The organism is Ekhidna sp. ABH4_415 (assembly GCF_056161305.1).
This window is the reverse complement of record NZ_JBSWYW010000001.1, coordinates 432,345-455,668: the sequence shown is the minus strand read 5'-3', so window position 1 is coordinate 455,668 and position 23,324 is coordinate 432,345. Positions and strand designations below refer to the sequence as shown.

20 protein-coding genes and 2 tRNA genes are annotated in these 23,324 nt (G+C 40.9%); 10 read left to right on the top strand and 12 right to left on the bottom strand.

What is annotated here, in order from left to right; genetic code table 11:
- The first annotated feature begins 8 nt into the window (after positions 1–8).
- Complete coding sequence (locus ACXAH9_RS02020; RefSeq protein ID WP_474893215.1) at positions 9–476, top strand: hypothetical protein; 468 nt, start codon at positions 9–11, stop codon at positions 474–476.
- Here ACXAH9_RS02020 and ACXAH9_RS02015 read toward each other — a convergent pair whose 3' ends face one another.
- From ACXAH9_RS02015 to ACXAH9_RS01990, 6 genes are all read right to left on the bottom strand, one after another.
- On the bottom strand, positions 477–1,583 hold the full coding sequence (locus ACXAH9_RS02015; protein WP_474893214.1) for an AI-2E family transporter: 1,107 nt from the start codon (positions 1,581–1,583) through the stop codon (positions 477–479).
- Positions 1,584–1,752: 169 nt separating this feature from the next.
- Positions 1,753–1,834 (bottom strand) — tRNA-Leu (locus ACXAH9_RS02010).
- 154 nt (positions 1,835–1,988) lie between these two features.
- Positions 1,989–5,447: a CHAT domain-containing protein gene (locus ACXAH9_RS02005; RefSeq protein WP_474893213.1), complete on the bottom strand. Its 3,459-nt coding sequence runs from the start codon at positions 5,445–5,447 to the stop codon at positions 1,989–1,991.
- Complete coding sequence (locus ACXAH9_RS02000) at positions 5,431–7,494, bottom strand: hypothetical protein (protein WP_474893212.1); 2,064 nt, start codon at positions 7,492–7,494, stop codon at positions 5,431–5,433. The genes ACXAH9_RS02005 and ACXAH9_RS02000 overlap by 17 nt, the downstream gene beginning before the upstream one ends.
- Position 7,495: 1 nt before the next feature.
- Entirely contained in the window at positions 7,496–9,511 is a 2,016-nt protein-coding gene (locus tag ACXAH9_RS01995) for an OmpA family protein (protein ID WP_474893211.1), read from the bottom strand.
- A gap of 152 nt (positions 9,512–9,663) precedes the next feature.
- A complete protein-coding gene (locus ACXAH9_RS01990; RefSeq protein WP_474893210.1) occupies positions 9,664–10,668 on the bottom strand; it encodes an SRPBCC family protein in 1,005 nt (334 codons plus the stop codon).
- 42 nt (positions 10,669–10,710) lie between these two features.
- Here ACXAH9_RS01990 and ACXAH9_RS01985 point away from each other — a divergent pair, with 42 nt between their 5' ends.
- The 3 genes from ACXAH9_RS01985 to ACXAH9_RS01975 all read left to right on the top strand — a co-directional run bounded on the left by ACXAH9_RS01985 (position 10,711) and on the right by ACXAH9_RS01975 (position 12,198).
- Positions 10,711–11,106 carry an RDD family protein gene (locus ACXAH9_RS01985; protein ID WP_474893209.1) on the top strand — a complete coding sequence of 132 codons (396 nt, stop codon included), beginning with the start codon at positions 10,711–10,713 and terminating at the stop codon, positions 11,104–11,106.
- A gap of 78 nt (positions 11,107–11,184) precedes the next feature.
- A complete protein-coding gene (locus ACXAH9_RS01980; RefSeq protein ID WP_474893208.1) occupies positions 11,185–11,778 on the top strand; it encodes a TIGR00645 family protein in 594 nt (197 codons plus the stop codon).
- A gap of 336 nt (positions 11,779–12,114) precedes the next feature.
- Positions 12,115–12,198, top strand: a tRNA-Leu gene (locus tag ACXAH9_RS01975).
- Between the two features lie 4 nt (positions 12,199–12,202).
- Here the strand turns inward: ACXAH9_RS01975 and egtD are convergent.
- A complete protein-coding gene (egtD, locus tag ACXAH9_RS01970; RefSeq protein ID WP_474893207.1) occupies positions 12,203–13,153 on the bottom strand; it encodes an L-histidine N(alpha)-methyltransferase in 951 nt (316 codons plus the stop codon).
- 7 nt (positions 13,154–13,160) lie between these two features.
- The gene (gene egtB, locus ACXAH9_RS01965; protein ID WP_474893206.1) at positions 13,161–14,420 is read right to left on the bottom strand and encodes an ergothioneine biosynthesis protein EgtB; all 1,260 of its coding nucleotides are present in this window, start codon (positions 14,418–14,420) and stop codon (positions 13,161–13,163) included.
- Between the two features lie 227 nt (positions 14,421–14,647).
- Here egtB and ACXAH9_RS01960 point away from each other — a divergent pair, with 227 nt between their 5' ends.
- The 3 genes from ACXAH9_RS01960 to ACXAH9_RS01950 all read left to right on the top strand — a co-directional run bounded on the left by ACXAH9_RS01960 (position 14,648) and on the right by ACXAH9_RS01950 (position 16,744).
- On the top strand, positions 14,648–15,325 hold the full coding sequence (locus tag ACXAH9_RS01960) for a hypothetical protein (RefSeq protein WP_474893205.1): 678 nt from the start codon (positions 14,648–14,650) through the stop codon (positions 15,323–15,325).
- Positions 15,322–15,819: a CAP domain-containing protein gene (locus ACXAH9_RS01955; RefSeq protein WP_474893204.1), complete on the top strand. Its 498-nt coding sequence runs from the start codon at positions 15,322–15,324 to the stop codon at positions 15,817–15,819. The genes ACXAH9_RS01960 and ACXAH9_RS01955 overlap by 4 nt, the downstream gene beginning before the upstream one ends.
- Before the next feature lie 235 nt (positions 15,820–16,054).
- Entirely contained in the window at positions 16,055–16,744 is a 690-nt protein-coding gene (locus ACXAH9_RS01950; RefSeq protein WP_474893203.1) for a head GIN domain-containing protein, read from the top strand.
- A 57-nt stretch (positions 16,745–16,801) separates the two neighbouring features.
- Here the strand turns inward: ACXAH9_RS01950 and ACXAH9_RS01945 are convergent, their stop codons facing one another.
- Together ACXAH9_RS01945 and ACXAH9_RS01940 are read right to left on the bottom strand one after the other, a co-directional pair.
- Entirely contained in the window at positions 16,802–17,245 is a 444-nt protein-coding gene (locus ACXAH9_RS01945) for a hypothetical protein (protein ID WP_474893202.1), read from the bottom strand.
- On the bottom strand, positions 17,242–18,519 hold the full coding sequence (locus ACXAH9_RS01940) for a metal-dependent hydrolase family protein (RefSeq protein ID WP_474893201.1): 1,278 nt from the start codon (positions 18,517–18,519) through the stop codon (positions 17,242–17,244). Before ACXAH9_RS01940 ends, ACXAH9_RS01945 begins: the two co-directional genes overlap by 4 nt.
- A 102-nt stretch (positions 18,520–18,621) precedes the next feature.
- On the opposite strand from ACXAH9_RS01940, the gene ACXAH9_RS01935 reads away from it, so the two are divergent.
- On the top strand, positions 18,622–19,359 hold the full coding sequence (locus ACXAH9_RS01935) for a DUF3667 domain-containing protein (protein WP_474893200.1): 738 nt from the start codon (positions 18,622–18,624) through the stop codon (positions 19,357–19,359).
- Here ACXAH9_RS01935 and ACXAH9_RS01930 read toward each other — a convergent pair whose 3' ends face one another.
- Together ACXAH9_RS01930 and ettA are read right to left on the bottom strand one after the other, a co-directional pair.
- Positions 19,360–19,920: a DUF4440 domain-containing protein gene (locus tag ACXAH9_RS01930; protein WP_474893199.1), complete on the bottom strand. Its 561-nt coding sequence runs from the start codon at positions 19,918–19,920 to the stop codon at positions 19,360–19,362.
- A gap of 44 nt (positions 19,921–19,964) precedes the next feature.
- Complete coding sequence (gene ettA, locus ACXAH9_RS01925) at positions 19,965–21,647, bottom strand: energy-dependent translational throttle protein EttA (RefSeq protein ID WP_474893198.1); 1,683 nt, start codon at positions 21,645–21,647, stop codon at positions 19,965–19,967.
- A gap of 56 nt (positions 21,648–21,703) precedes the next feature.
- Here ettA and ACXAH9_RS01920 point away from each other — a divergent pair, with 56 nt between their 5' ends.
- A complete protein-coding gene (locus ACXAH9_RS01920) occupies positions 21,704–22,903 on the top strand; it encodes a DUF349 domain-containing protein (protein ID WP_474893197.1) in 1,200 nt (399 codons plus the stop codon).
- A gap of 142 nt (positions 22,904–23,045) precedes the next feature.
- Positions 23,046–23,267 carry a DUF2795 domain-containing protein gene (locus tag ACXAH9_RS01915; protein WP_089356648.1) on the top strand — a complete coding sequence of 74 codons (222 nt, stop codon included), beginning with the start codon at positions 23,046–23,048 and terminating at the stop codon, positions 23,265–23,267.
- Positions 23,268–23,324 lie beyond the last annotated feature (57 nt).

Below are 23,324 nucleotides of genomic sequence, written 5' to 3'. Positions count from 1 at the left end.
TAAGTACCATGGAACAGCCACTTGCCCTGCGGTTTGAAAGAATTGTAAACGAAAACCTCCCTAAGCGCAAAGAAATGATTAGGGTTTTAAAAGAAAACGCCATGCCCGCAGACCTTTTTTATAAAAAAGGTAATGGAGTAAAATCCATACTGGAAAAAACAGGCCGTCTCACAGATTTTAAGGGTATTTACGGATTTTTAGAGGGGGGTAAACTCATATACATAGACGAGTCATCCTATGTAATCAGACGGCTAGTAAGACAATTTAAAGGCAACAGTAAATACCAGCTTAAACTGGCTACACTTATGGTGGCAACTCATCAACCTTCTGATCCCTCCTATTCCACAGCTAGCGCTTTAAAAAAAATGAAGGAAATGAAAATTATCTTTATGGATGTGCCCGATGATCTGGAGCGTCAGATTACAACTTTATATCTTCAGTGCCAGTTTGAATGCAGGTATAACAGGTTTGATTAATTACTTTTTGATCTTACTCAATACCTTTTCAATCACGCCTTTTTCCTCTTCCATTCGCTGCACTTCGGTGATCCGCTCACCAATGAGTGATGCCACAGGTTCCAGTTCTTCATAATGACTGCAAATGACCTTCAGCATTGCCACCATAGGCAGAAAGAGTATCATTCCAGCTATCCCCCAAAGCACACCTCCTGCGAACAAAGAGAAAATTGAGAAAAGTGCATTGATCTGCATATTCCCTCCTACAATCTTGGGGTTTAAAAAATTACCCTCTACAAATTGAATAATCCAAAAAATTAGAATAACCCCCAAAGGATACCAGTAGCTATCAAAAGCAATGAATGCATAGATGGTCGGAATTAGTCCCCCAAGTGTTGTACCTACGTATGGAATAATGGCCAACAATGCTGCCAGAAATCCGAAAAAGAACGCATAGTCCATGCCCAGAATCAAAAGGCCTACGGTATTTAGGATGCCAAGCACCAAGATCAACAATAGCATACCTGTAAAGTATTGCTGACCTACCTGCTGCACCTCCCTCAGCATATTAATATATGATCCACGTTTTTTCTTATGTGCAAATCGAGTAAGTGCTTCCGTAAGGTGCTCACTATAAAAAAGTATAAGAAAGGTGTAGATACTGGCAAGCACCAAAAAAGAAAAAAATGAACCAGTAACGCTCACCGTATCCGAAATGATGAGAAAACTACTGTCTGAAAACAGGTGAGAAAGACGATCGAGGATCGTTTCCGTTTCTATGTCTGGTATAATTTGAACCTTATCATTTAGGAATTTGACAGACGTTTCTAATGTTTCCTTCAGCTTGTCCAGGAAATTGGAATACTGACTGGCCATATTGATGATTTGAGCTGAAAAAAGCACTAAAACCCCTGAAAAAAGAATGAATACACCCGCCATGGTCAGGATAATTCCAAGCACTTTTTTGACCCCTTTTTTGCTCAACCATTTGACCATGGGATAAAGGATAAAAGCAAAGAGCATCGCAAAGCAAATGGGCACCAGAATAACCTTGGCAAAATGCATGATGGCCACAATCCCTACAATGGATGCAATGGCATAAAAGAATTTGCTTAAAGAAATATTCATATCAGGTGATTTGCGCGTTAAAGTTAAGATCGATAGCAAGAAACCGAAGCATGAATGTAGCAAAACAAAAATTTCCTCATCAGTGAATGGTTTCTCTCGACACGGTGAGCAGACTATCGTTGCAGCACACTCACAAAAAAACCCTCCTCTTTACTAGAGAAGGGTTTCGTACCTGAGGCCGGAATCGAACCGGCACTCCTTGCGGAACACGAGTTTGAGTCGTGCGCGTCTACCAGTTCCGCCACTCAGGCATTAATTCCTTAAACGTTTGGTAAACGGTGGGCAAAAGTATTTAAACAATGATAAGATTGCAATAAGAGTTGAACCAATAATCGATCTGCTTACACTTTCATTGCAGCTAATATAATAACCCATCCCTAACCCCTTCCAAAGAGGGGAATTTAGTTATCCACCCAGCATTACGAATGCACCCCAATAAATTGGATCTTTGTATTTCTTTTTGATTTTTCGCTGAGCATCTAAAAATGCCTCGCGTTTATTCCCATTCTTGAGGTAATCCTTATAAAACATTGTCATGAGATCGCGAGTGGCTTCATCATCTACCTTCCAGAGAGACATAACGACCGCTTTCGCACCGCCTACGAAAAAAGCACGCTGCAAACCATATATTCCTTCTCCTGATGCAATTTCTCCAAGGCCTGTTTCACACGCTGAAAGCACGACCATCTCCAAATCGTTCAGTCCAAGGTTCATGATTTCATAAGCTGTGAGAACGCCATCTTCATCACTACTCTGAAGTGCATTACTCACCCCTGCTAGCAGTAACCCTGAACTCAGCATCGGATCTTCACTGGGAGCCTTTTCATCTTCCATAAAAAAACCATGTGTCGCTATGTGTACCAATTCCCGATTCAGGTGTTCTTTAACAGCTCCTTCTTTGGCCTCATCCCTCAGTAATACTTTGCTCTGAGTGCCGGACTTTTCCATCAGTTTGTTGATCTCGTTGATCTCCTCCTCTGTACCCGGTAAATCTGAAACATTAGTAATCATGGAAAAGCCGCGTGTGGTGCCTGTGAATCCATTAGACTCCCCAATCTTGTAAGAGGGACGACCTACAAGCAAAACATTGTTTATCTCATCTACCTGGCTTCCTGAAAAATCAAGATTTAAGATGTCTTTGGTAGAACTTAACTGCACAACTTCTAGCTCATCGATTAGGTACTTTTTCGTGGAAGGATCATAAAGGGTGTTTAAACTGATCTTATGATAAATTCCATCAGGAGCATAGAATATCTTTGCTATTCCCCTGCCAGTGAGGTGACTGTTTATTTTTCTCCAGTACGTATCGAAGGATTTAGGATCATCTACCTTGAACTTGATGGCATTTTTGTATACAGAGAAAGCCTGTTTCTCAAAATCACTGCCTTTACCGAGCACTATTAAATCCGGATAATCAGAATCAGGTGTGCCAATCAACGCAGTGTAAATGCCCTCATCGTTAATTTCGGTACGGATGATTTCTACGGTAGCCTCACCTGGTTGTAATTTTTGTGTGATTTGATCGAATGTGGGAACCGAACCGCCAAAGGAACCGTCAAACTCAGCAGACCTTCTTGAAAGCTCCTTTTCAAGGTCATTGGTTTTTCGTAAAAGGCTATCCAAACGGGTTTTACTTTTTTCTTTCAGATCACTTTTCAAAGACTGTAAATCAGCGATCTGTTTCCTGGCAACAGTCCATTCAGAAAACAAATTGATAAGATTCTGATCTTCACTGTTGAAGATCTGTTCACGTACTTTTTTGGTAGAATTAAGCAACATGCCTTTAGTACTTAGCTCCAGGTTGTACCACTCCTCCACCACGTCTGGCTTAATACTTCCTTCCTCATTTGTAGATCGCGCAACTACATACCCCTTGAAGTTATTCAGCAACTTCTGCTTTTCTTCTACAAAAGTCTTTTTCTCGGATTCTGATAAGTATGTAAAGGACTCGTTAATTTCTTTAACCTGTGCGTCTGCCAGGGAAAGTAAGAGCGGTTCAGCCAGTTCATACTGTTCCGTTTTGGTATACAGATTTGCCAGGTTGTTAACCGTGCGGATGTATCCGGGATGCGATTCAGCGTAATACTTTTCGTAAAAACCCTTAGCCTCAAGCATAGTTGCCATCGCTTCCTCTCTCCGATCCATCAGATCGTACAATAATCCAAGGTTAGATAGCGCTGATAAATACTGCGGATGATCTTCCGGAACAGTATATTTAAAAATGGAGATCGCCTCTTCATAATCTTTCAGGGCAAGATCGAATACTTCGTTTTTTTGATAATAAACCCCTCGATTGCTTAACAAATTGGCATAAGCCGGATGATCCTTACCAGAAGAATTGCTTTGCCATTTAATTGCCTGATTTAATAAGACCAAAATGGAGTCATTTTGAGCATCTGATCTTGTCAGAATATTAGCCAAATTGGTAGCAAGTGCAATTCGCAAGCCTGATTCTTCTTCATACGATATTCGCAGCGCTTTTCGGTAATTGGATTCGGCATTATTATAATTGGCTAGTGCCTCATATAATGCGCCCAGACTATTTAGTATAGACGCATACTCAGTTGTTTTTTGTAAGTCATTTGCAATAAGAAGGTTTCTAGCCTGAGTTAAGTATTTGTCGGCATCTTTGAAGTTTTGAAGCAGGTATCGTTGATTTCCCAAAGACTGATAAGCTACCGCAAGCTTTTCTGGCTCAGTATTTTCATTCGATTCTAAATCAGAGATGTAGTTGCTAAACAATTCATCTGCTCGCTCAAAACGGCCCATTTCGGTGTGAAGATTACCCAACTCTAGCACCGTTTTAGTATAACTCGCGCTATCAGTCATGTTTTGAGAGCGATGGTTTATCAAGGATTTACTTAACGTATTTAGCTGCTTATACTTTTCTCCACTAGCCCCATAAAGTGCAGATTGCTCCAGTAAAATATCAACATATTTTGGAGTTGTTTTAAATGCCTCCTCTGCTTTGGAATAGTATTTTGCTGCATCCTCGTATCTATATAGCAAGACAGCAAGTCTGGCACTATTCAGGTTGAATTCTGACATTTCTATGCCGGTATCGGCACACTTGGAGGGGTTTTGATCACACCAGGAAATCAGCTCACTGGCACTCTCCAGGGCTTTCACGTAATCTTTTTGATGAACAAAAACATTGTAAAAGTCTTTTAAAAAAAATGGGTACTCTTCCTTTTGAGCCATGTATGGCTTCAGATCATTGTAGAAAACTGCAGCTTTTCGATACCTCTCAGAAGTCATTAAAAGCGCGCTGTAATTTTCGATGACATGGAGATAAAAGGATGTTTTATTATCACCCAGCAGGCCAATCAACTCGTCATAGTTTTCAATCGCCTCTTCAATCGCACCTAGTTTCCCCTGAACATAGGCTAGATCATCTAACGACCGTGCATACAGCTCGTCGGGCTGCCCAATCGCTGAACGATGTGTGTTTACCGTCTCCAGCAAGACTTCACGCGAACGTTCAGTCGAATCACAATTGAGATAGTAAATGCCGAGATTCCGTTTCGCAGAAAGAGTAATAGGATCGCCTACACCATAGACCTCCGTTCGAAGCGCAACATCTTCTTTGCTACGCAGAATGGTGTTTTCACAATCGCCAAGCTGTGAGGCAATAAACGCCAGCTTGGAAGAAAAAAAGAGCTGTACCGTGTCCTGTTCTATCAGAGAGGTATTTGCCAGAGACTCCTTTAATTCAATCAGACTACTGCTAGCCACTTCAAAGGCACCATCAGCAATCAGTGCTTCAATACGATCAACCTCTGAATTGAAATCTACCTGTTGCTGGGCCATGACCAAACCAATGCTGATTATTCCAATCAATACCCAACTAAAAAACTTTTTCATATTCAATTTCCCCTTCATAGTTAATCAAAGCATACACAATTTCGTCCTCAGCGAATGCACTTTGAGAAAGTACAGTAATGTACTCATTGTCATTTTTAACGATCGCCGGATCTTCCAGATCATTGCTGAAATTGTATGAGAGTTCTTGTGTAATCGATCCATCTGGTTCACTATAAACTGACGCTAGTAATTGTGAACCCTCAGGTGTCTTTTTAAGCGTAAAAAACCATAAACTCTGTTCCTGACGGAACATCCCTACATACTCTCCTTCTAAGCTGATGGTCGTTGATGACTCAATTTTTCCATTGAAATTCACTTTGGAAAGTGTGTAACCAGCGCCTCCTTTCTGCAAGACAGTAGCTACTCCCTGAAGCTGATTTACAAGTACGTTTTGAATAGGATCGCTACTTCGAAGCGTAGTGGAAAAATAGGGTGTTCCGCTTTTTGACAACTGAGTAAGCCAGCTTCGGCCTTCACTTCCACCGATGATATAGCTGCTATCACCAACAATCTTGAAGAATGAAATCGCTGAGTTTTTGGTCGGCTCGAATTCCCATAATTTTTGATAGTCTTCCTCCATTGGCATGGCTCCCACGAGTAGGTTTTTATCATCCACTTTGCCTAAAAGTAAGTGCAAACTACCATTCAACGGCAAATTCCTTTGCACACAAAAGCCTCCTTCCGGAAGTGACCCGGGAATTAAAAAAACACTGTCTATTTCAAAGCATTCTGTCAGAGAGTCTGTTTTGAATCGTTGTTGATTGATGCTTTTCATGAGCCCATTCAACTCTGCCTTAAAAGACTGAATGTTTTCCTGTTCTTGCTCAGCTGCAAATACATGACTCCCATTCTCTCCAGGGATCATATCATCAAAAAACCATTGGAAGGAGGCCTGCCCATGCCCGGAAGTAACAATAGCGTCATTTAAACTATCCGCCTCATCAAATGAAGTATATAGGTTTTGGTAAATCCTTGCTTTCCTGGAAAGGAAATCATCTGTTGGTGGTTCGTCCAGTGCATTACAAACCCGTTCATAAACAAGCTTATTGCCGTATTCCAATTTTGCTATTAGATATTTGAAGATATCTATCAAAACCGATTCATTATCATACTTAGTGATCAGGTTGATGATGCGCTGAAACTTCAGATCATCAAGCTCTGCCTGTATACAATCCTCTCCACTAATCATCTCCTCATTTGTGGCTATGAAAAATTTGTAGGCAGTAATGATTTCCTCATGCAGCCCATCCACTTCCTCCTTCAAAAGTTCGAGGAATCGATCCGACCACTCTTTGTAATCCCACACTTCAATATCATCCGCAAGGAAATTGGCCGGTGTAATACCATTCATTCGAAAGTGATCGATTTTTAGTTTTATGATATTGACTTTCCGCTTTTTCTTATAAGGAAGCTTTTGATAGATATCCCTGTAGATGTCAATATGATACATGGACGAATCAAAGCTGACACCAACTGCTTTTACTGCTGATTTCAGCGAATCATCCGCTTTTAGAAAAAGCTGTCTCAGATTGTCTGCACTGGTATTAATATCTATAAATCCTTCTCGAGCTTTGAGGTAATGGTAAACAGCACGATCATAGTTCGAAATCAACTCTTCATAGTATTCGGCATAATTCACCACGTCCTCATAACTTTTTTCCACTTTTCTCTTACCCATCACTGTGACGGAATCCTTATCAGGTAAATCCGGAACATCGTACCAGTCTGGAAAACGTGATATTTCTCTTTCGTCGAGGTAATTGCTCGCCAGACCAAAATTTGTTTTAGCATTATAGATTCTCTGTCTTGAGGCCACCCGATCCACTATTGGGTCGAGTGATGAGAAGTTTTCCAACTCCAGCTTAGCTAGTTGGTAGTAGACATTAGCAAACTCTACATTCTCTTGTTGAAATTGAATGAGCTGATCATAGAAAGTTTCACGATCAACCGTCGATTTCTCCTTTATAATTTTTCTAAAAGCACCTGTTTGTCCAATAGAAGAAGCAACTGAAGCTAATAGAAGTATTATCGTTAATGACTTTTTCATATTAGTTCGTTGCTAGAATTTTAAACTCCACACGCCTGTTTTTAGCCATATTTTCCTCCGTATCATTCGGAACTATAGGTTGAGATTCTCCATAGCCAATCGCTACCAACCGATCTTTGCTTATCGCATTATCCTGTAAGTATTGCAACACCGAATTAGCCCTCAAATTAGAAAGCTGAAGGTTGTACTTTTCAGCTCCCGCATTATCCGTATGAGCTGAAATTTCTACTTTATACTGATCGTTCTCCTTTAAATAATCGACAAGCTTGTCCAACTCTTCATACGAATCTGCATTCAACTCATAGGAATTGTAGGCGAAAGTGATATTGTTCAACACAAGTGAGATATTTTCCACAGACTGAAGTGTGGCACTAACTTCTTTCACCTCCTCTTCTTTGGATAGGTCCAATTCTGCTGAATAGTAGCTATACCCCTCGGCAGAAGTACTTATTTCGTAAACTTCTCCATCCCTCAGTTGTAGGGTCACTTTTCCATCTTTTACTGTTCGTTTCGTTTTCTCATTTCTGGTCACATTGTATACGGTAATCTCCAGACCCAAATTATTTCCGGATTCATCTGAAAAGGATAATGAAACGTCCTTAAGCTTTCGTTTCAATTCAATATCAAAATCGAAGAAGTCAAAAATTACCTCTTCATCGAAAGGCAGATTAAGTGTGTCCTGAAAATAGTTTTCAGAGTTGAAAATAATATTGAGCTCTTTTCCCAGTGAAATATCTGTTTCCTCACCTCGTGTTATTTCTATGGTCTCTAAAAAATTAAAGTCCGAGTCATATAAAGAGATTTTGGCTTCTATTGGAAAATAGAACTCTTCATCAAAAACATTGAACGTTACATCCACACTAGGGAATAGCTCAAAATTACTTTCCAGTGTCTCTCCTTTTGTCTCAATTAGCTTTGACTGTGCTGAATACTGATCTTTATAAGCCAGTAAAGAATACTGTTCGTCGGCAGGTACAAATACCTGATAATAGCCACGTTCATCACTTTGTGTTTCCTGATAGATTTTGGTGGTATATGGATTGATCACCTGTATCCCCGCCTCTAGTGAGTTCCCATCCAGGTCCGTTACAATGCCAGATACAATCGTCATCGATGATGGATGAAAGGACCGTGCTATACTTTTGGATAAAACCCTTGATTCTATTCTATCCTGTCCTTTGGTAAAAACACCGGAACTGTAATACAGGGTGCTATCCCTATCCAATGAAGGAGAAACCAGATCTTCGTCTCCAATGACAGAGGTAATTGCTTTAGGATTGTACCGGAATAACCCATCTATACGTGCCCAGAATATTGAAAACTGCTTGCGAGCGATGCGTTTTCCTTCCTCATCCGTAACGTCTTCATACGATGAATAGAAGAATGTTTTATTATCCCGCGAATAATACGGTGTACAAACACACCCAGTATTGTATGAAGGGGGTAAAAGTTCCGGTTCAGACCATGATCCGGACTCTGTAAGCTCCGAATAGAAAAGCTGTCCACAGAACTCATCTGTCTTTGCTTCGGGTGGGAAGGGTCGGGTAAATAAAATTCTTTTCTCATCAGCAGAAAAGGCCGGGCCTAGCTCATCAACTTCTGAGTTTATTCCTATTTCTAACAACTGAGGAGCCGACCATGATCCATTGTCTAGCTCTGAAAAGTAAATATCATAATCAGACTTAGCGGAAGTCTTGGCTGAAAAATAGAGTTTTGTATTGTCAAAGTTCAGTTGTGGATACTGAATATTGAAATCTGCAACGTCTGCATTATCAAATATTTGAGTAGGCTTATCCCAGGCAGATGAATCAGTATTGTATTCAGCTATGTAGGCTTTAAAGCTTCCAAAATAATTAGCCATAAAGACCATTTTGGTGCCATCGTAGCTCACTTTAGCATGTTTTACGACAGCTCCGGTATTGACATTCTTGAACTCTTGACCGTACCCCTGAAAAAGGCATATTGATACTGTCAGGCCAATGAAAGACAATCTCCTAAGAGAATTTTTTGATGGCATGGTTAGCATTAGGTTTCAATCGGAAAGGTAAAAAATTGAATGGCATTTTGCACTACCCCTATTGTGGTATTTTGGTTATTCGTACTTTATAATGCACATAAAAAAAGACCTCCACGAGAGAGGTCAATTTTCTTTTCAGTTAACAAAAACTGCTATTTCACTGGGTAATAGACATTTGTCATCCATTTACTGGTGTCAGGTTCAGACATTGGGTCCGTAATGTATTCCTCCCACGGCTGTCCATTCCTTTCAAACATGTAATAAGATATGTATGTATTAAGGTCTTCATGCGCATCACCAATGTTATCATAATTTCCATAATACACTGTCTTTAATACCTGACCTTCGTAAGTCTGACCGCTCACTAATTCTCCATCAACTTCCATAACCTCAGCTACAGGTATCGCGCAAATCATCTCTGCATTTTGCTCGTCGTAGCTAATATTGATAGATATTGGTGATCCCTGCACCTCTATATTATTTACACTCAAATAAGTCATCACCTTACCGTAGGCTTCACCCATGGCCTCTCCTATTGCAGTTGGGTCAGAAGATGAGGATGCTTCTACACCAATATAAGGTTGAGTTTGCGCTTCTATCTGCTCAATATCATAAGTAAAGTCAGGACGAGATTCTAAACGGTTTTTTAGTTTGAATAGCGTGCGCTCAAACATGGGCCCGAGCATGCTCTCCATCATCAAGGCAAAAAATTTAGAAGTCCCGCTTATTTCTACCCAATCATATGTGTAAGTAAGATATGTAACCCCGTCCTCCTCATTCATTATCCATGAAACTGTAGATTTTGCGGGAAAACCTTCAAATTCCATTTTAGAAGTCACCAGCATGTTTTCGTCCGATTCAATGATCTCAATACTCCCTTTCCCAAGAGACGGATCCTCACTATCCCAATTATATTTCGCACCAACACCAGTGGCAGGCCCTTCAATGATGACCTTAGCTGTGGTGTCTACTTCTGACCATGCGGAGAATTCATCAAAGGTTTGAAAGCTATTTACTTCCCTGAAAACAGCTTCAACGGGAGCGTTTATAGAAACCTTACGTTCCAAATGAATTTCGGATGGACCAAAAACAATAATACCTAATCCAATAACCAGCACTACCAGAAGAATAACGCCAAAAATTTTTAAAATTTTCATAGTTAGATTGTTCAAGTTTGTGATTCAATAAAGATAAATCATTTGAAAGGGATAAATAAATATGCGGGCTTCTGGCCAAGACTCCTTGCTCACAACATCGATTTACTTCCTATTCTACTCCTCTTTTATGGTGTTTCTTTTATTATTCCAAGTTCGGATTACGACTACCTGATCATCAGTGGAATTTATTTTGGATATCATATTTTTTTTGAAGCTTCTGGTATGCAGGCTACACCGGGGAAAAGATGGGTCAAAATTCATGTAGATAGCCTCAAGCCGGGCTCGCCACGTTTCATTCAAACATTGATTCGAAATATTTCGAAGGTGCTCTCGCTTCTACTCTTTTTTGGAGGATTCCTTTTGATCTTTTTTAATAGTGAAAGACGTGCTTTACATGACTATATCGGTGGCACAGTGGTATTATTTGACGAAGATTGACTTAATTTCGCACTGTGAAAGGTCTTCCTTCCAATTATCATTTATATTTCAGGTTAAATTTTAATCGGTCTAAGTACTATGAGTAACGAAAACACCCCAATTAAGCGGTTTGAAAGCTTTTTCGAAGGATTTATCTTCTGGAGCCGATGGGTGCAAGCACCCCTTTACACAGGGCTAATTATTGCTTCCTTCTTTTACTTATACAAGTTTTTTGAGGAGCTACTTTACATGGTGAAATACACAACCATGTGGAATGAAACTAAGATGATGCTTAGTGTACTTGGACTGGTGGATATTTCTATGGTGATGAACCTTGTTGTCATGGTGACGATTGGAGGATATTCCATATTCACTAGTAGAATAGATGTAGACATGCACGATGACAAGCCGTTATGGCTGGAAGGTCTGGATGCGGGTCAGCTGAAAATTAAGCTGGCTACTTCTCTGGCATCTATATCCGGGGTATACCTTTTGAAAACATTCATTGACTACAGAAACGAAGTACAGAAAACATCTCCTGAAGGGATTGTAATCGAGATCGTCATACACATGGTATTCATTGTTTCGGCATTGTTGCTATCTCAAACAGAAAAAATTACGCACAGTTATCATGCTTCTCATGCTCCAAATGCTCATGGAGAAGAGGATAGCCAGGATACACACGACCACTAGGTAGTGGTTAAAAAAATATAGAAGCCGGAAGGTATCTTCCGGCTTTTTTATTTCCTATTGGATTGGTTTTATCGCCAAAAAGTTATTTTTGCGATCCCTTATGTGCACGTGGCGCCCGCCCGCAAGAACTTCCGTTCGGACGGGAATTGGGAGCATCAGTCACATTGAAATAAAGATTTGCCCAGGTGCTGAAACTGGTAGATAGGCATGGGCGGTTCGCCGCTCCGATGAGGGCCATGTGTTCGTATGGACGTGCGGGTTCGCCATTTTCATCAACTCCCACCTAAAATTTAAATTGTAAGTTTGGCCTGAAAGGCTATTTTTGCAGACCCAAATGCGCACGTGGTGGAATTGGTAGACACGCCATCTTGAGGGGGTGGTGGGAGCAATCCCGTGGAAGTTCGAATCTTCTCGTGCGCACTTTTCACTTCTCCCAAAGAACATCCGCAAACCAGTTATCAGAATCGAAGAAAGTCTTTTGGGGGATAAATCCGGCAGCAGAAGCCAATTCCTTTAATTGCTTTTGGTCGTATTTTTTTGATATTTCCATAAAGATCGCTTCCCATGCATTGAAGTGAATTTCTTCATCCATGATGGTTACTGCTTGTTCAACTTTGCTGATCAGGTAGCTTCTGCACTCCCCTGTATGCGGGTTGTAGTATGGATAATGTAAGAATTGATTGCGATCAAAGTTTGCTTCCAGTTCAACATTGATTCGGTCCAGTAAATTAAGATTGAACTCCCGGGTAACTCCCTGCTCATCATTGTAAGCATTCAGAATAATAGCAGGATCTTTTTTAAGATCAACACCCATAAATAAAAGATCTCCTTCTTTTAGGAATTCCTGAAGCTTTGTAAGAAAACTAACGGCCTCCTTTTCACTGAAATTACCCACATTAGATCCGAGAAAGAATACGATATCCTTCTCCGGGCTTTCGGCTATTTCAGCCAAGGCATCAAAGTAGTCCCCTTCATAAGGCTCAATCTTTAACCCAGGTATTTCCGCTTTCAGGTTACCTTCCAAAATCTCCAGCACATTGCCGGAAATGTCCACAGGGGTATAGGTGAAGTCTACTTTTGCTTCCATGAAGTGCTTCAGCAGTACTTTGGTTTTAAGTCCATCACCTGCTCCCAGCTCAATGATGCGAAAAGGTTCAGTTCCATTAATGGCCTCCAAAATTGCTTGTTTGTGTGTTTGGAAAATTTCGAGCTCCTTTCTTGTGAGGTAGTACTCGTCCAGGTGCATGATCTGTTGAAATAGCTCATCCCCTCTTGCATCATAAAAGTACTTTGAAGGTAAATATTTGTTATCAGCCTGCAGTCCTTCGAATACATCCTCTGCCAGGGGTGTTAGGGTCGTTAGTTCTTTAGTCATGTGAGTATCAAATATGCTTTGCTAAACGAATGCCCGAAAACATCCATCGCAGATGTGGATGAAAAAAATTACGATAAGTTGATCTAATATGGTTTTTTGATGTGCCAAAAGAACCTCCTCTTAGCACCATTTGGTTCACCATAAATTTTCCATTGTACTCTCCAAGAGCTCCTTCAGGAGGATTGTAATACGGATAAGCTGTGTATGGACTGGAGGTCCACTCCCAAACATTCCCGAAAAAATCAAAATCAGAAGTTTGGACAGGCCTGAATTGATGAGCATCTACAAAGTTGGTTTCAGGCAAGACATTAGGAGAGTATTTGTTACATGCAACCTCCCACTCCTGCTCTGTTGGTAGCCTACAACCCTTCCATCGGGCAAATGCATCGGCCTCATAATATGAGATATGACAGAGCGGATCACCCTCACCTACACGCTCATAGCCATCCAACGTGTAATGCCACCATTCACCTCCATCTTCCTGATGCCAGTAGCGTGGTGCTTTAATTTCATTTCCATTGACCCAATCCCAGGCCTCAGAAAGCCAAAGCATATGATCCCGATAGCCACCGGCTTTCATAAACTCCATATACTCCCCATTGGTAATCAGACCTGAGGCAATCTGGTACTCATGAAGGAACACGTTATGTCGGCCTTCCTCATTATCGAAATGGAAGCCCTTCCCTTCAAAACCTATCTCATAGAGACCTTCATCCACATTTAACCATTCTTTATGTGCATCGACCGTCTTTACTTTTCTTTCTTTTTTTCTGTATGGCGGATAGAGTGGATTGTCTCCCAATATGCGCTTGATGTCGTATAAAAATAACTCCTGATGCTGTTGTTCATGATTGCATCCAAGCACAATCACCTCACTTACTCCTTTTGAAAGCTCATTCATATCCAGGAACTGGTTCATTGCCTGATCGACATAAGCGCGATACTCAAAGACTTCTTTGACAGTCGGTCGTGTCAGTTGTCCACGGTTGGCCCGGGTCCATCGCTCTCCGGCCGAGATATAGTAGCTATTAAAAAGGAAAGGAAACTTTGGATGGAACTCTTCGTAATCACTCACATTCGGCTTCAAAACAAAGGTTTCGAAAAACCAGGTGGTGTGTCCAAGATGCCATTTAAGAGGACTCACATCCATCACTGGCTGAACCACAAAATCTTCAATCTCTAAAGGTTCGCACAAGTCTTGAGTATGAGCCCTGACGCTCTTATAAAGCTCTGAGAGATCGGTTTTAGTAGAAATTGTCGATTGCAAAACGATTTCGGGATTTTCTTCAATTTATAAATCTTAGTAACACAATCCACGAAAAAAAGTCTTTTCTTAAAAAAAGAAACCCCATCCCGCATTCACGAGACAGGGCCCTCAACTAACCAAAAAAGACTAGAACATGCTGTTCTATTTTGCTACGAAATAAGGGAATCAAAATCCCTGCCAGTTAGTTTATCGTATAGTGTTAAAGAATCTTAAAAAAAGAAGTACGTATGCAAACAATGCTACCAACAGATGGTGGCCCCATTTACGCCGAAACAGATCTTACCGCCTTTATTTCTGAGCCCTGGAATGCCATTTCATCGCTGGCTATTGTTTTGCCAGCCATCTATTGGGCATTTAAACTCAAATGGCGAATAAAAGAATTTTTGTTCCTGTATTACCTCATGCCACTGCTCTTTCTAGGGGGAACGGGAAGCTTACTCTTTCATGCGTTCAGGTCATCACCATTTTTGTTGTGGATGGATGTTTTACCAACAGCCATCGTTACCCTTTCGGTGAGTGTCTACTTCTGGGATAAAATTTTGCCCAGAAGGTGGCAGGTTGCATCGGTAGTCATCCCTTTTACATTCATTCGATTTGCAGTATTCGATTTTTACAGCGGTCAATTCGCTCTAAACCTGAACTATTTAATAACCGGATTTCTGATATTCTTTCCAATCCTTTTTTATCTATCAAAACAGCGATATAACCATTTTTCTTCCATACTTGTCTCAGTCATTTTCCTGTCACTCAGTCTGGTGATGCGACGGGTAGATTATTCTTTTGCCGAATGGATTCCCATGGGCTCGCATTTCTTGTGGCACATCTTTAGTGGCATTGGTGCGTTTTATCTAGCAAAGTACCTGTACCTGATCCGTAAGGATGAACTTGAAACTAAAATTTTATGAAAACATTCTTTCTAATTCTAAGTCTGTTGTGGATTTTTCCAAACCACACCGATGATCAGACAGCACTGACCGGAGAAGAAATCCAGATGATTCTGGACAGGCATAATTACTGGCGTAAAGATGTAGGTGTGACGCAGAAACTGGAATGGTCGGAAGAAATGGCTGCACTGGCTGCTGACTGGGCTAAAAAACTGAAAAGAAAAGGATGCGGCTGGGAACATCGGCCGGATAATAAATTTGGAGAAAACCTATTTAAAGGAACAGCCGGTGCATTTGATGCTGCCTATGTAGTAGATGCCTGGGCCAGTGAAAAAGCGGATTACAATTACAATAAGAACAAGTGTAAATCAGGGAAAATGTGTGGCCACTACACCCAAATCGTATGGAACACTACGAAAAAGGTGGGTTGTGCCAAAATCACCTGTGATGGAATGGATATCTGGGTGTGTAATTATGATCCTCCGGGTAACTGGGTGGGCGAAAAACCGTATTAAGAAAGAGAATTATATACCTAATTCGAACGATTATTAGGTATTTTGATCCTAAAACTATTGTGTTATGATCTCATGTAGATACATTAGTGTATCAGCAATGTAAAATGTTAATCTTCTCATAATAGATATACTGCTGAATAGAGGAAGCCCGATTCATTTCGGGCTTTTTTTTTGAAGTTTGCTCTAGCAAAAAGCAACCATTCAAAGATGATCATGTCTTTAGCTTAAAATACTTATGAAAGCACTACTAACGCTATTCCTGTCATCAACAATCATGTTCACCTCTCTTGGTCAAAAAAGAGAGGTGGATGTCGGGAACTTTTCAGCACTCTCCCTGGGTATTGCAGCCAATCTTTATCTAAAGCAAGGATCAAGCACGCGTGTGGAAATCGAATGCGATGATGACACCTTTGAAGACATTGAATTTGAAGTAAGAGGTGACCGGTTGGTAATCAAAAAGGAAGGAAGCTGGAGCTGGGGCAGTGGATGGAGAAAATCAGAAGTGACCATTTATGTTACGATGGACAAAATTGAGGGCTTGTCCGTAAGTGGAAGTGGAAACATTGAAGGAAAAGGAAAATTACGAACGGAAGATGTCCGACTTTCCGTGAGTGGATCAGGTGATATGGATCTGGAAATGGAGAGCGATGAGTTGGACATGCGCATCTCCGGGTCGGGCAGCATCCGATTGAATGGAACGGCAGAAGAAGCTGAAGCAAGAATCAGTGGATCGGGAAGGATTAAAGCTGAGGATTTAACAGTTAAAACATTTGAGGCTCGGATCAGTGGCTCAGGTAGCTGCTACATCACAGCAATTGACGAAATCGATGCAAGCATTTCTGGAAGTGGAAGTGTGTATTATGCCGGTGATCCAAAAAGAGTAATCAGCAATTCATCCGGAAGTGGGAAGGTGAGGAAGATGTGAGAGATTGAGAATGGATAATTGAAAATGAAGAATCAGAGCCCGGGAAACCGGGCTTTTTTAGTATTCTATAATTTGATTTTTAGTTTTAAAATGTGAAAAAATACGGAGAACCAACAACAGAATTGATACGAAAAGTATAGCAAAATACCACTCCCACCCATCATCTGAAGGGTTTACAATTCTTTTTGGGTCACTATTGTCTACAAAAAAGAGGACTGATTGTCTTTCTCTTAGGTAATTATCTACCTCATCTCTATTTCTTAACGAGATTTCTTCTTTTTTCTGGTATCCCATCCCTCTAACATAGTATGTGTAGTGAAGCTTGATAAAAAGCTCATTTTCTCCTCCTCTAATCCTATCCCATGGCCCCTCATAATTTGTCAGTATACCTTCTACTCTAACCCGATCAGTAAATCTTAATTCAAGGTAATTAGAGCCAGAAAAAAGAATTATAAAGAGTAATCCGATGGTTCTTACTGAAAAGAAAAATCCTATTCTCAATTCTTATAAACCTTCCCCTCTTTCATCACAAACTTCACATCCTTCATTACTTCGATATCTTCCAGTGGATTTCCGGGTACAGCCACAATATCAGCTAAATATCCTGCTTTCAATGTTCCTATTTGATCTCCCATCCCAAGCAATTTTGCTGGCACAGAAGTAGCAGAAATGATCGCTTCCATTGCCGGCATGCCGCCTTCCACCATGTAGGTAAACTCTCTCGCATTTTCTCCATGCTTAAATACACCGGCATCTGTTCCAAACACAATCGGAACGCCTTTTTTATATGCTCTGGAAAATGTGCCCTGAATTTTCGGTCCGATGACCCTGGCCTTTTCTGCAACAACTTTCGGGTAATAGCCAGGCTTTTTGGCGTTTTCTGCAACTTCCATTCCTGCCGTAATCGTAGGCACTAGGTAAGCATTCTTTTGAATCATCAAATCCATCGTCGCGTCACTCATGTAAGTTCCGTGCTCTATGGTTTTTACTCCATTTGCTACAGCCCGCCTCATGCCTTCATCTCCATGTGCATGTGCAGCCACATGAAAGCCTAAATCAGAAGCAGCATCTACGATCGCTTTGATTTCTTCTTCCTGAAAATGAGCACCATCCCCATCTTTTGCCACACTTAGCACGCCTCCGGTTGCAGTGATCTTTATAAGATCAGCACCATTCTTATACCGCTGACGCACGGCTTTTCTGGCGTCTTCCACACTATTGACTACTCCTTCTTTCGGTCCGGGATCACCCATCAGATCATCTCGGTACCCGTTCGTTGGGTCACCATGACCACCCGTTATCGAAAGTCCCTTTTCTGAAGTAAATATCCTTGGCCCATCGATCAATCCCTTAGCGATAGCATCCCTGAGAGAAACATTAACACCACTTCCACCCACATCTCGTACGGTAGTAAAACCTGCCATTAACGTTCTCCTGGCAATATCCACAGATAAGAATGCCTTATCGGCAGGATTGTCAGTAAATACTCTGATGTATCTGTCAGGACTGGTCTCCCCTTCAATATGCACATGCATGTCTATCCATCCGGGCATTACTGTATGACTCTTGAGGTCGATTACCTGATCACCATCGTCAGGATCTGTATAGCCATTTTCAATGGCTGTGATCTGCTTTCCTTCCACGATAATGGACTTTTCGGTCATCACCTTTTTGGACACGCCATCAATGACTTTGCCAGCGTGGAGAATGGTTCGCTGAGCCGGCAAGGTGAGCACTAGCGATAAGAAAAATAAGGTTAGGAATATGTTTTTCATAGCGAAATTTTTTAAGGCACTTTAATTTCCATTAGGCACCAAATAAACCATTTTTATTTAAATTATGTAAAAAGTGTTTTGTCTGCTGACTCAAAATCCAAGTTGCAATGCAAGAATTGCGGTACTGTCGCATCAGGCAAATACTGTCCAAATTGTGGTCAAAAAACCAATACCGATCGGTTTCAATGGAAACACATCGGCCATCAAATTCTAGACTCCATTGACTTTGATCGTGGCTTTGTCTATACGCTTTATTTACTACTTAGAAGGCCCGGAAGCGCAGTTAGAGATTTTATTCATGGAAGTAGAGTCAGATTCGCAAACCCATTTAAATTATTCCTGATAATTGGGGCTTTTACAAATTTTCTTACCTATGAGTTTGATACATTTTCACATTTTATAGTTGATGTATCTGAATTGGAGGATTTGAAAGGATATTATGGCTATTCAACTAAATATTTTTCCTTTTTTACATTCACTGCTATCCCCTTGTTCAGTGTATGTAGTTGGCTGATCTTCTTGAAAAGATCCTACAACCTAATTGAACATTACATCCTCAATTTATACATCGGCGTAGGGCAATTTCTTGTCTTAATTGTGTTCATTCCCGTCATTTATTACTTTCCTTACGATGGAATAATTGTATTTTATGGTTTCGTAAATGCTGCATACAATACATGGGTTCTTATCGTATTCTTTCACGCCTTTAACGTCAGAAGAATAATTAAAATAGTATTCGCCATAGCCATTCCCTCAGTGACTGTCTTTTACTACAACTACTTAATATACAGGCTATCTCCTCAAGCTTTGTGGGAATTTCTGGACAGAATCCTGGCGTAGCTATTTCTTTTTGGTTTTCCTTCCGATGATTAAACCAATCAATAGAAAAACTAAGACACCAACACCTCCTCCGATAAAGAGGAATTTCTTTGGAAGCATTGCTATCTCTTCAGAATAAGGTGAAAAATGTCCGTGTATTACCTGCCAATTGCCATCTTCCTCAGCATATACTTCTGTACAATTCCACTGAAGTGTAATTCCATTAAAATCCTGAACGATTTGATAGGTGAGAACAGAAAGGTTGTCCGAATGCTGAAAAGTTGGATTCATTATTTCGTAGGTAGCTGCGGTGTTTCTATCAGCGAAAACCTTTGCTAATTCATCTTTCGATTCGATCCGTCTTCCATTCGTTCCGGGATCAAAATAGGTGATTTCATCAGCATAAATAGCCACATAACCCTCCGACTTTCCTTCATACCACTCCTTAACTGCATTATCCATAATGGAGAGGATTATTGCTTCACGCTCATCATAACTCACCACTGAAACGACGGCAAGAGAGTCCTGAGCATAAAGAGATGATAGAATAAAGAGAGAAGTGAGGGTTAGGATAGCTTTCATGATGATTAGGGTTTCAATAAAGATAAAACCTAATCCTCAGATTATCAACCCATTAACTTTTTGTACTTGATTCGCTTTGGAGCTTCATCTCCCAGTCGTTTCTTCCTGTTTTCTTCGTATTCGCTGAAATTTCCTTCAAACCAATACGCTTGCGAGTTGCCTTCGAACGCCAATATATGGGTTGCAATACGATCCAGGAACCAACGGTCGTGACTAATGACTACCGCACAGCCTCCAAAGTTTTCCAACGCCTCCTCCAGTGCCCGGAGGGTATTCACATCCAAATCATTCGTTGGCTCATCTAGTAGGATCAGGTTAGCGCCACGCTTCAGAGTCAGAGCTAAATGCACCCTGTTTCGCTCACCTCCTGATAAGGCGCTCACCTTTTTGCCTTGATCCTGACCTGAAAAGTTGAACTTACTCACATAAGCACGTGCATTCATTTCTTTCCCACCCAGATCTATGATTTCATTTCCTTCAGAAATCACTTCGAACACCGACTTGTTGGGATCTAACTGATCATGCTCCTGATCTACATAGCTCATTACTACCGTCTCGCCAACTTCAAACGTTCCCTTATCCGGCTCTTCCTGACCAGTGATCATTTTAAATAAGGTGGACTTACCAGCACCATTTGGTCCGATCACCCCAACGATACCTCCTTGCGGTAGGCTGAAAGAAAGATCTTCATAGAGCAACCTATCCCCATATGCTTTAGAAACCCCTTTAGCTTCAATCACCTTCGATCCCAATCGAGGGCCAGGTGGAATATACAGCTCCAGGTTCTTTTCTTTTTCCTTTGCTTCTTCACCCAATAGCTTATCATATGCACTCAAACGTGCCTTGGCTTTGGCTTGTCTGCCTTTCGGACTCATTCGCACCCATTCTAACTCACGTTGAAGGGTTTTTTGACGTTTGGATTCCTGCTTGTCTTCCTGAGACAGTCTTTTCTCTTTCTGTTCCAGCCAGCTGCTATAGTTTCCTTTCCATGGTATACCTTCCCCACGATCCAGTTCCAAAATCCATCCAGCTACATTATCCAGAAAGTACCTATCGTGAGTAACCGCTATTACCGTACCTTCATATTGCTGCAGGTGTTGCTCCAGCCAAAGCACTGATTCTGCATCCAGATGGTTGGTGGGCTCATCCAAAAGCAAAACATCCGGTTGCTCAAGTAATAGCCGGCAAAGTGCTACCCTTCTTTTCTCCCCTCCTGAAAGATTCTTAATGACTGCATCTTCAGGTGGAGTACGAAGGGCATCCATAGCCCGCTCCAGTTTATGATCTATTTCCCATGCACCAGTAGCATCCAACTTCTCCTGGATCTGTCCCTGCTTCTCGATCAACTTATTCATCTTATCAGGGTCATCCAGTACCTCCTGATCCGTAAACTTGGCGTTCACTTCTTCGTACTGCTTCAGCAGATCATTGATTTCTTTCACGCCCTCACGAACTACTTCAATCACCGTTTTTTCGGGATCAAGTTCCGGCTCCTGCTCCAACATCCCCACCGAATATCCATCTGAAAACGCTACATCACCCTGATAATCTGTGTCTTTTCCTGCAATAATTCGTAACAATGATGATTTTCCTGCGCCATTTAGTCCCAAGACGCCTATTTTAGCACCATAGAAAAATGACAAATAAATATTCTTAAGTACTTGTTTCTGCGGAGGGTAGATTTTGTTTACCCCCGACATTGAGAAGATGATCTTTTCGTCTGACATGCTTAAGTTTGATTAGAAATCGAATATACCACGCAATTTAAGAATTACTCTCACCCTTGGACATCTTAGAGGTACCATTTGGATTTATAAAAGACGACAAAGTTTTTCAGAAGGGCTGGAGCGGAAACGCTGACCGGGAGATCGGAGAAGTTCGTGATGGAGACACTGAAAAGTCCGTGCAGTTTTTTCAGGAAAGATTTGCTGATCTTGAAAAGAAAATCAAGGAGGTGACAGAGAAAATTGACTCGACTGAAAACAAGGGCTCATTCTTAATGAAGCTGGTTCACCTCCGGGAGCACCTTCCCCAGCACGACGGACTGGGTGATTATCAGGTTTTACATGATCTGATTATAAAATATGAAAATCTGGTCAGAGACATCATTCAAAAAAATCGTGTTAGAAATACCGAAATCAAAACAGCGCTGCTGGAAGAGGGTAAAGAGATCGTCGAGATCGTGAATTGGAAAGAGGCAACCGAAAAAGTAAATGACCTGAAAAGTCGTTGGATTAAAACCGGAAGTGCGGAAGAAGATAAAAACGAAGAGCTGGAAGAGGCTTTCTGGGCGCTGGTTAAAGAATTTTTTGACCGAAAGAAGCAATTCTTTGAAGACAAACAAAAACTAATTGAACACCGAAAGAGGCAATACGAGGAGTTAGTAGAGGAAGCAAAGAAGCTGGCTGACCTTCATGGACAGGAGCGCTTTAATAAAGTAAAAGACCTGAAGGAGCGGTGGAAGGAAACCGGTGGAATACCCGCTGAATTTTATAAACCACTTCATACGGAATTCAATAGATGCCTAAAAGGCAAGTCCTTTAGACCCGCATTTGACTATTCCGAAATACTGCAAAAGCTGGAAGCAATCAAGGCAGACAAAGAAGAATTTAACAAGGAGGAGCTTGACAAAATAAAGAAAGGATTATACCTGCAAAAGGGTAGAAACCCAGACAAACAAAAATGCCTCGACCTCATTCAACTACTCAATGAGCGTACATTTGTCATTAAGCTTACACAGAAGAGATTTCCTGATTTTGCAAAGCTGGAAGCTGATAAAAAGAAAAGTATCCGTAAGAGTATCATTAATGACCTGATCTCCCGTGACCAGGAAGATTTGAAGATTTATGAAGAAAATTCAGCTCATTTTTCTTCAACCGATGGTAAAATGAACAAAATAGTTGAAAATAAGATTAGAAGTCAAAAGCGTAAGATTGAGATCAAGTCAAAATTGCTCGACTGGGTCGATTCAGAAGAATTTTAATTTTTTTAGCAACTTTTTCTTGCGTTTTAGTGTAAGAAAATTACCTTTCGATAAAGGAATTTTTTCTTAGGGCTCGTATAAAATATAATAATATATATTTGCGCGCATTATTAGAATAGGACTTATAAACTGAGGCTAGAATATGTACTGGACACTAGAACTTGCATCTTATTTAGAAGACGCCCCATGGCCTGCCACCAAGGATGAACTTATTGATTACTCAATCAGATCCGGAGCGCCGCTGGAAGTAGTAGAAAACTTGCAGGAGCTAGAGGATGATGGACAGCCATTCGAAAACATTGAAGAGATTTGGCCTGACTATCCAACGAAGGAGGATTTCTTCTTCAACGAAGACGAATACTAAAAAGAAAAAACATTGAAAAGAAGAGCCCTGTATTCAGGGCTTTTTTTGTAACTGACA

Coding starts and splice junctions, on each gene's coding strand:
- ACXAH9_RS02015 (WP_474893214.1), bottom strand. CDS start 1,583: ATGAATATTTCTTTAAGCAAATTCTTTTATGCCATTGCATCCATTGTA.
- ettA (WP_474893198.1), bottom strand. CDS start 21,647: ATGTCAGACGAAAAGATCATCTTCTCAATGTCGGGGGTAAACAAAATC.
- ACXAH9_RS01960 (WP_474893205.1), top strand. CDS start 14,648: ATGCAAACAATGCTACCAACAGATGGTGGCCCCATTTACGCCGAAACA.
- ACXAH9_RS01990 (WP_474893210.1), bottom strand. CDS start 10,668: ATGAAAATTTTAAAAATTTTTGGCGTTATTCTTCTGGTAGTGCTGGTT.
- ACXAH9_RS02005 (WP_474893213.1), bottom strand. CDS start 5,447: ATGAAAAAGTTTTTTAGTTGGGTATTGATTGGAATAATCAGCATTGGT.
- ACXAH9_RS02000 (WP_474893212.1), bottom strand. CDS start 7,494: ATGAAAAAGTCATTAACGATAATACTTCTATTAGCTTCAGTTGCTTCT.
- egtD (WP_474893207.1), bottom strand. CDS start 13,153: ATGACTAAAGAACTAACGACCCTAACACCCCTGGCAGAGGATGTATTC.
- ACXAH9_RS01940 (WP_474893201.1), bottom strand. CDS start 18,519: ATGAAAAACATATTCCTAACCTTATTTTTCTTATCGCTAGTGCTCACC.
- ACXAH9_RS01980 (WP_474893208.1), top strand. CDS start 11,185: ATGAGTAACGAAAACACCCCAATTAAGCGGTTTGAAAGCTTTTTCGAA.
- ACXAH9_RS01950 (WP_474893203.1), top strand. CDS start 16,055: ATGAAAGCACTACTAACGCTATTCCTGTCATCAACAATCATGTTCACC.
- ACXAH9_RS02020 (WP_474893215.1), top strand. CDS start 9: ATGGAACAGCCACTTGCCCTGCGGTTTGAAAGAATTGTAAACGAAAAC.
- ACXAH9_RS01955 (WP_474893204.1), top strand. CDS start 15,322: ATGAAAACATTCTTTCTAATTCTAAGTCTGTTGTGGATTTTTCCAAAC.
- ACXAH9_RS01995 (WP_474893211.1), bottom strand. CDS start 9,511: ATGCCATCAAAAAATTCTCTTAGGAGATTGTCTTTCATTGGCCTGACA.
- ACXAH9_RS01915 (WP_089356648.1), top strand. CDS start 23,046: ATGTACTGGACACTAGAACTTGCATCTTATTTAGAAGACGCCCCATGG.
- ACXAH9_RS01930 (WP_474893199.1), bottom strand. CDS start 19,920: ATGAAAGCTATCCTAACCCTCACTTCTCTCTTTATTCTATCATCTCTT.